The organism is Limnospira sp. PMC 1279.21 (genome assembly GCF_032349615.1).
Lineage (GTDB): Bacteria > Cyanobacteriota > Cyanobacteriia > Cyanobacteriales > Microcoleaceae > Limnospira > Limnospira fusiformis.
This window is the reverse complement of record NZ_JARPLU010000024.1, coordinates 1-12,291: the sequence shown is the minus strand read 5'-3', so window position 1 is coordinate 12,291 and position 12,291 is coordinate 1. Positions and strand designations below refer to the sequence as shown.

Below are 12,291 nucleotides of genomic sequence, written 5' to 3'. Positions count from 1 at the left end.
TAAAATATGACGGACTACCAGGCTAATCAATTATTTAAACAAGGGGTTTCTCAATATCATCAAGGTGATATTCCGGCGGCTTTGGAATTGTGGCGCGAAGCCCTGACTATCTATCAAAAATTGGGCGATCGCCAACGGGAAGGCGCTACTTGGGGTAATTTGGGTATAGCTTATGCTGCTTTGTCTAATTCTCAAGAAGCCATTACCTGCTATCAAACTCACCTCCGTATCGCTGAAGATATTGGGGATATATCAGGACAGCTTAACGCCCTGACTAACCTGGGAATGGCTTATCATGCTACTGATGAGTTACCAAAAGCGATCGCCTGCTATCAAAAACAGTTGGAAATTGCTAATCAAATGGGCGATCGTACCCAGAAAATCAACGCCCTACAGCGCCTCCGACTCACCTGGGAACATATCCCAGACCCTCAACAAGTCAATGACTGTCGCCTCCAACAATGGGAAATTGCCCATCAGTGGCTTGGAGTAGTCGGGATGGCAGAATTTACCCAAATTCTCGAACAGGTGGGTTTAAGCCTCACAGAAGACCTTTATGGGCAGGATTTAACCGGGGTTGACCTAAGTAATGCTAACTTGCGCGGCGCTAACTTAGCCCAGGCTAACCTCACTAATGCTAACTTGACCCTGGCTGACCTCACCAATGCTAATCTACAGGGAGCTAACCTCAGTAACGCTATCCTCTGTAACGCTAACCTCCGAGATGCTAATTTACAAGAGGCTAACCTCTCTCAAGCCGATCTACGAACTAAACTCCCCCGCGCTAACCTCAGTAATGCTAACCTGACCCAAGCTGATCTCACTAGCGCCTATCTCCCCCGCGCTAACCTCAGTAATGCTAATTTGCAGAGTGCTAATTTTACCTATGCGGACCTTAGTGGGGTAAACTTGACAGGAGCTAACCTCCAGAAAACAGATTTCAGCCGCGCGGAATTAGCTGATATCATGGTGGAAAATGTCGAATTTACTGAGGCGATCGGTATTTCTCGGCGACTGCAACCTGAATTGCAACGAAAAGGCGCAATTTTTGGAGACAGTTAAAAGTTGAATGAATCTCCTCTAAACTCTCTTGAATTATGACTGGTGTTGAAGGACTTTGGCCGCAAAATATTAGCCCCAATAAATTGGCGATCCTAGAGCGTAAATTTGCCATCTGGTTGCGATCGCAAGAATTAGAATCAGAACCCTCTCCTGTGGCGCAACAGCATCAGACTTTAGAAGAATTACAAGCCTTGACTAAAAAAGCTGTAGCCCAAGGCTGGAATTTTGCCCAATTACAGGGCATTATTCAGACCGTAGTTGATGCTAAAACTGATAATTTTCTCGAGTTAGCCACCTTAGCAGAATTGAAAATATCGGAAGATTTTGTGGGCGCAAGACTCCTGGGAACACATCTCAGTAACCTTGATCTCAGTGGCGCTAACTTACAAAATACTTACCTGCGGGGAGTTGATTTAAGTGATGCAGATCTTAGTAGTGCTGACCTGCGTTTTGCTAACCTTAGTGGTGCAGATCTCAGTGGGGCGCTGTTGAGTGATGCTAATTTGAGTGGCGCAGATCTACATAGGGCGAGTCTGGCTTTGGCTAGTCTCAGCGGCGCAGACCTGTGCGGCGCGAATTTGACAGAGGCTAATCTAAATAACTGTAATCTGAGTGATGCTAACCTCCATAATGCTATCCTCAAAAATGCTGATTTGCACCAAGCTGGGTTAGCCCTTACTAATTTGAAAGGGGCGGACTTTACGGGGGCTATTGTTAAACAAGCTAGATTATGGCATGATTCGGGACTGTCTGAGGAAGTTAAACAAGATTTGATTAAACGAGGGGCAATTTTTGAAGAGTGAAAAATTAGGGCGATCGCGCCCTGGGGGAAAATTTTAGATACTCCTATGGCTAAAAAAATCGGCGATCGCCTGGCTAATTTCCTCCCCATTAACATCTAAAATCATGACATGACCCGACTGGTCAAACCAACGGACATCTAAATTGTTTGGTAGTTGTTTTTCCATCCAATTAATTACCACCGGACTGACTAAATCATCCCTATGGGAATGAATAGCTAACACCGGACAAGTAATTGAAGATAAATCTGATCGGGCTATCCTGGCTAGTTGTTGCAGCGCCCGCCCCGCCCGAGAATTATCAAATAAATAAACGGGGTTATCAAAAGGCTTGGGTTGAGTGGGGATAGAAATATTCGCCCAACCAAATAAAGCCAATAAAATCACAGCCCGAGGCGGTAATTTTAACGCTGGTGCAGTGACCGCACAGGCATCTACTCGCCCCTCCGCCGCCATTTTTAAAGCGATCGCACCTCCCATAGAATGCCCAAAAATACCTACAAATTCATAATGCGATCGGGCTAATTCCAACTCCCGACGCACAGCAGATAACATTCCTTCCGCCGTCATTTTGGGAAAAAATAACTTCTGGTCTGCTAATTCTTGAAAACCATGACCAGGCAATAAAGGCCCCACTCCATCAAGCCCCCGACTTAGACAGGCTTGCGCTACTGGTCTCACCTCAAAAGGAGTGGCGGTAAACCCATGTAAACACAAAACCACCCGATTGGATTTAGGTTCAGCCCGCAACCAAAAGGGTACACCCCTTGACCAGATTTTGTCTGTCCACTCGACTGCTAAAGACTCAAAACCCGAAAAATAGCGCAGATGTTCACTCATAGCCAATTATCTAATCTACAATCAAGCGATCGCTACCCGTATTCGTGACAATTTAAACAATTTAAGCGATCGGATCAACCACAAGTCCCCAATTTGTGGCAATCTATCTTTAATATAGACACCTATTGAATTTTGAGAACCCACTCTTAAAACTAAGCAATTATCAAATTCAGATCATGCAAACCCTACCCATAACCACTCCGACCGCTAGTCAGCCCTCCGTTGACACAGTAATTCACCGTCGCCAAACCCGTCCAGTCCGGGTCGGAAACATCACCATTGGCGGAGGATACCCCGTCGTAGTTCAGTCCATGATTAACGAAGATACCATGGACATAGAAGGTTCCGTCGCCTCCATTCGTCGGCTGCATGAAATGGGTTGTGAAATCGTCCGCGTCACAGTTCCCAGCGTCGGACACGCCAAAGCCGTAGGCGAAATCAAACAAAAACTCGCCGCCACCTATCAACCCGTCCCCCTAGTCGCAGATGTTCACCACAACGGCATGAAAATTGCCCTAGAAGTCGCCAAGCACGTCGATAAAGTGCGGATTAACCCCGGATTATACGTCTTCGAGAAACCTAAAGGCGATCGTAGCGAATACACAGACACTGAATTTCAAGAAATCGGCGAGAAAATCCGCGAAACCCTCAAACCCCTAGTTATCTCCCTCCGTGACCAGGGTAAAGCCATGCGTATCGGCGTTAATCATGGTTCCCTAGCCGAAAGAATGCTATTTACCTACGGCGACACCCCCGAAGGTATGGTAGAATCAGCCCTGGAATTTATCCGCATCTGTGAATCCCTAGACTTTCAGAACTTAGTGATATCCCTAAAAGCCTCCCGCGTCCCCGTCATGTTAGCAGCCTATCGCCTCATGGCTAAACGCATGGATGACCTAGGGATGGACTATCCCCTACACTTGGGAGTTACCGAAGCCGGAGATGGAGAATATGGCCGCATTAAATCCACCGCTGGTATTGCTACCCTCTTAGCAGATGGTATTGGTGACACCATTCGGGTTTCCCTCACAGAAGCCCCAGAAAAGGAAATTCCTGTTTGCTATAGCATTCTGCAATCCCTAGGACTGCGGAAAACTATGGTAGAATATGTCGCCTGTCCCTCCTGTGGTCGCACACTCTTTAACCTCGAAGAAGTTCTCCACAAAGTCCGAGAAGCAACTAAACACCTGACTGGACTAGATATTGCTGTTATGGGTTGTATTGTTAACGGACCTGGAGAAATGGCAGATGCTGACTATGGTTATGTAGGAAAACAACCTGGCTATATTTCCCTATATCGGGGTCGGGAAGAAATTAAAAAAGTTCCCGAAGATCAAGGTGTCGAAGAATTAATTAATCTCATCAAAGCAGATGGACGCTGGGTAGAGCCATAAAAATCAAGCTGACCCCACCTCTGATGGGGGTGGGGGAGTCCCGGTCACAATTGGGCTTTTGGTCAACCTCCGCGATCGCCAGATCTGATGTGCTAGTATGCTGTTAATAGCTCTTAGTATTCTCTTCCGGTTCAGCAGATAAATGATTATATCAAAAAGTGGGCTTGTTATAGGCGCAACAGCAGTTATGCTGACCGCTGTTGCTGTTGCGGGCGCTGGTATACACCTTTCCGGCCAAGCATCCTTTCGGGAAAGCCCGAAGGAACTAATTGATGAAGTATGGCAAATTATTGATAGAAGTTACGTTGACGGTACCTTTAACCAGGTAGATTGGAGGGAACTTCGTAATGAGTTTCTAAGCCGAGAATATACTAATGATCAACAGGCTTATGAAGCTATCCGCGAAATGTTGGCTAAACTCGATGACCCTTATACCCGCTTCATGAACCCCGAAGAGTTCAGAAATATGCAAATTGATACTCAGGGAGAACTGACCGGGGTTGGTATCCAACTTACCCAAGATGAGGAAACCAATAAACTCGTCGTTATTTCCCCTATTGAGGACTCTCCCGCTTTTGATGCTGGGGTTCAGGCTCAGGATATTATTACTAAAATTGATGGCCGCAGCACTGAGGGAATGGAGCTCAATGAAGCTGTCAATTTGATTCGTGGACCAATTGGGACTCAGGTTAAGTTGACTATTTTGCGCGGTCCAAGGGAAATTGAGTTTAATATTACCCGCGCTCAGATTGAAATTCACCCGGTACGCTACTCTAAGAAACCTTCCCCCGTCGGCGATATCGGCTATATTCGTCTGAACAATTTTAGTGCTAATGCTGCCGAGGAAATGCGACAGGCGATCACTAACCTCGAACAACAGAATGTTTCAGGTTATATTCTCGATTTACGCTCTAATCCTGGCGGTCTGCTCTATGCTAGTATTGAAATCGCCCGTATGTGGCTAACAGAAGGCGATATAGTCTCTACCGTTAATCGTCAGGGAGAAATGGATCGACAACGCGCTAATAATCGCGCCCTCACTGATAAGCCTATGGTGATTCTTGTTGATGGCGGTTCCGCTAGTGCTAGTGAAATTCTATCCGGCGCTCTACAAGATAACAACCGCGCCGTTTTGGTCGGAACTAACACTTTTGGTAAGGGTCTAGTTCAGTCCGTTCGTGGCGTGGGTCGCGGTTCCGGTTTGGCGGTCACGATCGCTAAATATTTTACCCCTAATGGTCGTGACATTAATCATGAGGGAATTAAGCCTGATGTGATCGTTGAACTCACCGAACAACAGCGAGATATCCTCCGCGAAAACCGCGACAAAATTGGCACTCTTGATGATCCTCAATATGGCAAAGCCTTGGAAGTTTTGACTCAGAAAATCGCATCTCAACAAAACAATCAAGCTGTTTCTCAGTAGTCCCTTTGCAGGTGCGTCATTAACCTTTGATGACGCACCTGATCAAAAACTGGACTCGCTCCCATTAGGGATTAAACAAAAATCCCCCCGGAGTGTCGTTAGACAACTCGTTGATCACAGAAGGTTGAGTCAAAATTGAGGTGTTGTATGGGTTCGCTAGATCGGCAGTGCGGATAGTCGGACCGCTTAGGGTCTGCTGGAGCATTCTCTCTCTATACAGTTGATTCACTCGTCTGGCATCATCAGCAATCAAACTTTCAGGAAAACCATTAATAGCACCCGGCCAGGGATAGCTTAACCCGAAGAATACCGAAAGTTGACCCATCAGGGATTGATTTTTAAAAGCATCCCCAGAACTGCGGGTCGCCGCCTGGTTAAAGTCTTCCGCAAAAGGCTGGAAACGGGTTCTCGGTTGCGCCACAACTCCCTCAACCCACACGAATGAGGCGATCGCTACCCCTAACACTCCACTGATACTCTGTAATAAAATTCTGTTCATGGCATTAACCTTGGTGAATCTGTTTGATCAGATGGTCTCTCCCAGTGTACGATCAGATGGAGTGATTACAGATTTGTTTCCTACCTTTTCCCTCCTTTATGACTAACCCTTCAGAAATCCCTGCTCTTTGCGATCTCAATGCCTCTTGTGCAGCTTTAGATACCCTGCGATCGTGGCTACTTGACCTTTTGTGTCAACTCGCTTATCAAGAAGGGGATTTTGTTCTCTCCTCTGGTCAGCAGAGTTCCTACTATATTAATTGTAAACAGGTCACATTACATCCCGCTGGGTCGGTGGCGATCGCTCGCCTGATTTTACCATTACTTCCCCTGGAAACAGAAGCAGTCGCCGGGCTTACCCTCGGTGCTGATCCTATGGTTTCCTCCGTTAGTGTCGTTTCTGTCTACGAAAATCGACCTATACCCGCCCTCATTATCCGAAAAGAAGCTAAGGGACACGGAACTAAAGCCTACATCGAAGGACCCGAACTATCCCCCGGCGCTAACGTCGTAGTTCTCGAAGATGTTGTCACTACTGGACAATCTGCCCTCAAAGCTGTACAACGCCTTACTGATGCTGGATACAGCGTTGATAAGGTTATCGCTTTAGTCGATCGCCATCAAGGGGGGGCTGAACTTTATCAAAATGCTGGCCTTAATTTGGAGTCCCTCTACAGCATTAATCAACTACAAACTCGTTATCAGACTCTAAACTTGGATCATTAAATTCTCCTGTTAACTAAGTTGATTTTTTCATCAATTTAAAAAAAACGCCCCGCCCCAGGGTTGACAAGTGGGGGTAATTAATGGTAAGCTACAGATATGTATTTAAATAATGGTAATCTATTCAATTACCAAAAAAATGTCAACATTTCCATTGTTAAAAATAATACCACAAATCAGCCAGGAAAGCCACCACCCCAGAGCAAAAAATTTTTTTTGTAATATTTCTTAAATTTTTTTTCACCAAACTTTACATAAAGTGGGCATTGATGAGCGTGCATTGAGAAATCCGTAAAAAATTATCATAATCAACACAATTTTTGATAAAATTTAACATATACCCAACACCCCACCTAGGAAAAAACTATGTCAGGATTTATTAGAGGCTTATTTGGTCGCAAATCAGAAACAACAAAAACTCAAGGAAGTTCTTTCTATCTTGATCCCGATAGCGCCAAGAGTTTAGGCGATATTGAGTATATGCGTAAGCCTTTAGAAGTTAAAAAGTCTTTCCCTAAAATGTCGGGAGGAAAACCTTTCGAGGCTCCTAAAGCTACCGCTAAACCAGCGATGGAAATGACCCAGCCTAAAGCTACTGAATCTCCAGCACCAGAGGTGAAAAGCGATCGTCGTCGTGCTGACTCCAGTTTGGATATGTTCCGTAACATGGCTCGTGATCTTAAAAAATAATCATTATTCTGCCACCAGGCTTTAGGTAAATGTAGGGGCTGGCTGAAACTGTCAAGTTATGTTGAACCTAGCTCCTACTAGGCTATCTTCTGCTGAACTGCTCTGTAATGGTCGAAAAATTTAACTTTTTTTTTCACAAACAAAAGCCGATTTTTGTGCTATGGTCTAGTCGTGAATTTTAAATAATTTGATAATCTGTAACTTGAGATACTAAATAAAAAACTCTGATTGTCAAATAACCATTAAGGTTGTTTGAGTCAGGACACCCACCGAATAGGTAGCTAGTTCCTGGCTCTGTCGTCAGTAGTTAAACAAGTATACAGGGTGAAGCTAGTGTTTCTGAGGTAACCAGATAAAATAACATTTTCTGAAAGCTAACATTGCCCCATAAGTGGGAGTGGGTTGGGCAAGTTTCCCATCAAAAAAACCTGCACACTAAACTAATTTAGGAGAAACCAGGATGCCAGAAAAATTCTGCCCCTCTTTTCCTGTCATTGGCGATTTCCTGAGTACAGGTATAGGGAGAGTCGCCAGGAGGGTGGAAAGATGAAATCAGTAAATCTATCCCTGCTTATATTAATGAAACAATTTGAGAGTTATTTTGACCTGCAAGAAATTAACACCACCCGGAAGGTGAATGCGGCGGTGGTGAATGTCAGTGGTCGTCAGCGGATGCTTTCCCAGAGAACAGCTTTTTTTAGCCTCAAGTTAGTTACTACTTCTGACCCAGCCGAAAGGGAGGTGATTCGGGAAACTTTGATTAAAGATATTACTCTGATGGAGCGATCGCATAAAGGTTTACTCTACGGTGATAGTGAGATGAATTTATTAACATCTCCTTCGGCTATAGTGCGATCGATGTATTTCCGAGAGCCGCTAAATTTAGATAAACGCATCCGCGAGTATATTTTAGCAGTCAGAACTTTAGCCACAACTGCGGACTCTGACTTAACACCGAGCCATCCTCACCTTGACTATATTACCAATATTGCCCCCAATGAATTGCTATCTATTCTTGATGCTGTAGTAGCGCAATATCAACGGGAAAGTGAAATCGAACAACTAGATCTTGAACAGACCCAAATTCAACTTTATCAACAAGCCTGTTCCGCCGCCGCGATCGCTCAAGCTCAAGCACAGCAACTAGAGCAAACTTTAGAGGAACTTAAACACACCCATTCACAGCTTTTTCAATCGGAAAAAATGGCATCATTGGGGCAAATGATGGCTAGTTTAGCCCACGAAATCAATAACCCCGTTAACTCGATATTTCATAATTTAGCCCATGTGGAAAACTATAGCAAAGACCTACTAGAACTCACTCGGCTTTATCAAGATATTTATTCCCCGACCGATCCGCGCATTCAAGAATACATAGATTCCATAGATTTAGAGTTTTTAGAGACGGATTTTTTGACAGTTATATCTAGCCTGAAATTGGGTTCAGATCGACTCTTTCAAATTGTGCGATCGCTGCGTAACTTCTCCCGCAAAGACAGCGACCAAATGCTAAAAGTCAATCTGGAAGAAGGTTTAGAGGGAACCTTACTCATCTTGAAAAACCGCTTACAAGCCACACCATCACGTCCGCCGATTCAAGTGATTCGAGACTATGGGAAACTACCGTCAATCCTCTGCTACCCAGGTCAACTGAATCAGGTGTTTATGAATTTGATCAGCAATGCCATTGATGCCTTAGATGAAGTAGGGGACTGGACACACAACAACCAACAGTCTCAGCCGTTAATTACAATTAAAACCCTGGCTAATTCAGAACAGATCACGATCATGGTTGCCGATAATGCTAAGGGTATCAACCTAACCACGAAAAACCAAATTTTTGAGCAATTTTTTACCACCAAAGAAATCGGTAAAGGTACGGGTTTAGGGTTATATATAAGTCGTGAAATTATCGTCTCCCGCCACTGTGGGGAAATTTGGTGCGAGTCAGAAATTGGCAAAGGAACCGAGTTTTGGATCAAACTTCCCTTAAACCCACAATGTCCTGATTTTTTGTCTAATTCCCCCATCTCAACAGTCAAATAGTTAAAAATTAATTAGTTATGTTAAGTTTTGTAAATAAATCACTCCCCACCCGCGATTGGGTTTCGGGAGGGTTGCTTTTGTTGCTGACCTATGGTAGTATTTAAATAATGGGACTTTTTTAATTTTTTTTTATTAATGCAAACAGAGAAATCATAAAATAGACATTACGTGGATAACATAGCATCATCCCGCGCTACTTGTCAACCCCTGTTTTGAGCAAGAGGCCTGATGGGAATAACCTGTGCTTCACTGCTTTCGCGGGCTACCCGAATCAATAAAGCAGATATTGCTAAACTAGCAATCATGGAACTTCCACCATAACTAAATAAGGGTAAAGGCAAACCAGTAGTTGGTAGTACCCCAGTAGCTACCCCAATATTCAGCAAAGACTGTCCCACCATGACGACCATGGCTCCGATCGCTACCAGTTGATGTTCAATATTATTGGCTAATTGAGCGACTCTCAGGGCAAGAGTCCCATAAGCGACTAGCATCAACAAAAGCAGCACCCCGCCAACAAAGCCAAACTCTTCGGCATAAACGGCAAAAATAAAATCGCTATACTGAATCGGCAGATAAAATAACTTTTGTTGAGATAATCCCAAACCAGCGCCCCAAAGACCGCCAGAACCGACAGCTAGTAGACTCTGAATTAATTGGTAGCCATCATTAACGGGATCAGCCCAGGGATTCATAAACGAGAGAACCCGCTTCCTTTGGTATTCTCGTAGGCTAATACTAATAGTAGCCAAGATTAACCCACCAACAGCAGTACCGCCCAAATACAAAAAAGGAAGTCCGGCGGCGAGGGCGATTAACCATAATGTCATACCACAAAGAGCGGTGGTGCTGAGGTTGGGTTGGGCTAAAATGAGCAACAAAATTAGCAGAAAAATCCCTAACCAGGTTAGTCGCGATCGCCAACTCAACCGCTCCCAGCGGGGAAAAAACCGCGCCGCTTGTAGTATCAGAAATGGCTTCATTAATTCCGAAGGCTGAATGAGAATTGGGCCTAGTGACAGCCATCGAGTCGCCCCGTTGATAGTAGTTCCCAAACCGGGGACTATAGTAAGAAACAATAACCCCATCACCGCGAATAATCCCCACTGAGCAGTCCGTAACGCGACCCGCACAGGGGTATTAACAATCACGTTAAATCCTACCATCCCCACTAACATCCATGTGAGCTGGCGTTTGAAGTAGTACAAACCATCCCCATGTTCAGCTAATGCACTAGGATAGGAAGCAGAAAACATCGCCACGAGACCGACAAATAGCCACACAAAGGTTAACCAGCGCAGCAGGCGAGGTTCTGTTGCCCAATTCTGGGAACTAGGATCGAAAAAGGGAATAAGATAGCGTAAGCGCATTCAGGATAAATTTAGATCAGCAGGGGATTTGGGCTATTGTAGCTTAGATAAAATCCGGTTGAGTGGCAATTTACCCTAATAGGCGGTTGATTTTTCTGGGTTCACCAATTGCAGAAAACTAGCCCGACACCAATCAATATCCTGCTCCACCTGAAAAGTTACATAATCGACACCGTATGCACTCCAGTAGTTAACGACCTTACCCACCCTCTCTGTGCTGCTATTGATGCGTTGCACCAGAGAACCGGGGGGAAACTTTTGGGCTACTGGGTGATCCTGCCAATGTTTAAGATATTTAATCCGCTCCTGTTCAGCTTCAGAGAGTAACTTCCAGGCTTCACGTTTCCAATGGGAATAGTTTTGGGTGAGTGCCTCAACTTCACGCCAGGTTGTCGCCGATCGCAGATCTTCTGCCAATTGAGCAGCTGTCTGGACTTCAAACTTTAATAGAGGTTGGGCACTCATGATGTTTAGAAGCTAACCCTAGGTTTAGCGAGTTTAGAGGATATGGGGATTTTTAGACCCCACATTTAGTATACTCACATTACCCGATTCTGAAAAGCGATCGCCAGATAAAAACTCAAAAACCCCTATCTCAGGAGATTAATCGTCCCAAAAATCTGCCGGAAGCAAGGGAGGTGGTGGCGCAGGGGGAGCGGCACAATTAACAGATTGATCAATAATGCACACGACCGGACCGAGAGTTGTTCCCTGTAACAAAGCACCAGACAAGTTTGTATTAGACAGTTGGGCACGATTGATATTAGTATCATTCAAGGCCGCACCCACCAGACTGGCACCAGTGAGATCGGCATCAGAAAAATTAGCACCCCGCAGATCTGCTCCCAGCAAATTAGCCCCGGTCAGATTAGCACGTTCCAGATTAGCCCTAAATAAAAAAGCCCTTTGGAGATTGCTATTCATCAAATCGGACTCTTCCAGATAAGCCTGACCGAGGTTAGCCTGAAATAGATTAGCATCCCTAAGATCAGCCCGCCGCAAGTCTACACGACCCAGCATAGCCTGACCGAGATCGGCTTCACGCAAATCAGCCCTTTGTAGGTTCGCATGGTGGAGATTAGCCTTAAACAAATTACTAGCAGCTAAACTCGCACCCCCCAAGTCGGCATTATACAGATTAGCCTCTTGCAGATTAGCACTGCGTAAATCTGCTTGTCGGAGGATAGCGCCGCCCAGATCGGCTTGAAAAAGATTAGCCCCGGAAAGTTGAGCGGCTGACAAGTCGGCTCCCCGCAGATCACAGCCAGGACATTGATTGGTAGTTAGAAGCCTCTGTAAGTCATCAGAGTCAGCGGCGATCGCACCAGTGATAAATCCTAATGGCGCGATCATCATGATTACAGCCTGAATCTTGAGTCTCATTAAATTATGCTCTATAAAACTTAAACAAAACCGGACATAGCCGGATATTGATGTTTATT

At 45.0% G+C, this 12,291-nt stretch carries 12 protein-coding genes; 7 read left to right on the top strand and 5 right to left on the bottom strand.

What is annotated here, in order from left to right; translation table 11 throughout:
• The first annotated feature begins 6 nt into the window (after window positions 1-6).
• Window positions 7-1,062 carry a pentapeptide repeat-containing protein gene (locus tag P5683_RS05740; RefSeq protein ID WP_315639515.1) on the top strand — a complete coding sequence of 352 codons (1,056 nt, stop codon included), beginning with the start codon at window positions 7-9 and terminating at the stop codon, window positions 1,060-1,062.
• Window positions 1,063-1,097: 35 nt separating this feature from the next.
• A complete protein-coding gene (locus P5683_RS05735) occupies window positions 1,098-1,865 on the top strand; it encodes a pentapeptide repeat-containing protein (protein ID WP_006623124.1) in 768 nt (255 codons plus the stop codon).
• A 33-nt stretch (window positions 1,866-1,898) separates the two neighbouring features.
• Here P5683_RS05735 and P5683_RS05730 read toward each other — a convergent pair whose 3' ends face one another.
• The gene (locus P5683_RS05730; protein ID WP_315639514.1) at window positions 1,899-2,702 is read right to left on the bottom strand and encodes an alpha/beta fold hydrolase; all 804 of its coding nucleotides are present in this window, start codon (window positions 2,700-2,702) and stop codon (window positions 1,899-1,901) included.
• Window positions 2,703-2,878: 176 nt separating this feature from the next.
• Here P5683_RS05730 and ispG point away from each other — a divergent pair, with 176 nt between their 5' ends.
• The gene (ispG, locus tag P5683_RS05725) at window positions 2,879-4,096 is read left to right on the top strand and encodes a (E)-4-hydroxy-3-methylbut-2-enyl-diphosphate synthase (RefSeq protein ID WP_006623121.1); all 1,218 of its coding nucleotides are present in this window, start codon (window positions 2,879-2,881) and stop codon (window positions 4,094-4,096) included.
• 142 nt (window positions 4,097-4,238) lie between these two features.
• On the top strand, window positions 4,239-5,522 hold the full coding sequence (gene ctpC / locus P5683_RS05720) for a carboxyl-terminal processing protease CtpC (RefSeq protein ID WP_046318625.1): 1,284 nt from the start codon (window positions 4,239-4,241) through the stop codon (window positions 5,520-5,522).
• A gap of 64 nt (window positions 5,523-5,586) precedes the next feature.
• Here ctpC and P5683_RS05715 read toward each other — a convergent pair whose 3' ends face one another.
• Window positions 5,587-6,021: a hypothetical protein gene (locus P5683_RS05715; RefSeq protein ID WP_006623119.1), complete on the bottom strand. Its 435-nt coding sequence runs from the start codon at window positions 6,019-6,021 to the stop codon at window positions 5,587-5,589.
• Window positions 6,022-6,119: 98 nt separating this feature from the next.
• Between P5683_RS05715 and pyrE the strand changes: the two genes are divergently transcribed.
• The 3 genes from pyrE to P5683_RS05700 all read left to right on the top strand — a co-directional run bounded on the left by pyrE (window position 6,120) and on the right by P5683_RS05700 (window position 9,479).
• Window positions 6,120-6,746 (top strand): orotate phosphoribosyltransferase, encoded by a 627-nt coding sequence (gene pyrE, locus P5683_RS05710; RefSeq protein WP_006623118.1) that lies wholly within the window; start codon window positions 6,120-6,122, stop codon window positions 6,744-6,746.
• 363 nt (window positions 6,747-7,109) lie between these two features.
• Window positions 7,110-7,433 (top strand): hypothetical protein, encoded by a 324-nt coding sequence (locus tag P5683_RS05705; RefSeq protein WP_006623117.1) that lies wholly within the window; start codon window positions 7,110-7,112, stop codon window positions 7,431-7,433.
• Between the two features lie 579 nt (window positions 7,434-8,012).
• A complete protein-coding gene (locus tag P5683_RS05700; protein WP_006623116.1) occupies window positions 8,013-9,479 on the top strand; it encodes an ATP-binding protein in 1,467 nt (488 codons plus the stop codon).
• Between the two features lie 200 nt (window positions 9,480-9,679).
• On the opposite strand, the gene P5683_RS05695 is transcribed toward P5683_RS05700, so the two are convergent.
• From P5683_RS05695 to P5683_RS05685, 3 genes are all read right to left on the bottom strand, one after another.
• On the bottom strand, window positions 9,680-10,849 hold the full coding sequence (locus tag P5683_RS05695; protein WP_006623115.1) for an FtsW/RodA/SpoVE family cell cycle protein: 1,170 nt from the start codon (window positions 10,847-10,849) through the stop codon (window positions 9,680-9,682).
• Between the two features lie 75 nt (window positions 10,850-10,924).
• The gene (locus P5683_RS05690; RefSeq protein ID WP_006623114.1) at window positions 10,925-11,314 is read right to left on the bottom strand and encodes a hypothetical protein; all 390 of its coding nucleotides are present in this window, start codon (window positions 11,312-11,314) and stop codon (window positions 10,925-10,927) included.
• 138 nt (window positions 11,315-11,452) lie between these two features.
• Window positions 11,453-12,205, bottom strand: coding sequence for a pentapeptide repeat-containing protein (locus tag P5683_RS05685; RefSeq protein ID WP_228116416.1), 753 nt, complete (start codon window positions 12,203-12,205; stop codon window positions 11,453-11,455).
• Between the last annotated feature and the right edge of the window lie 86 nt (window positions 12,206-12,291).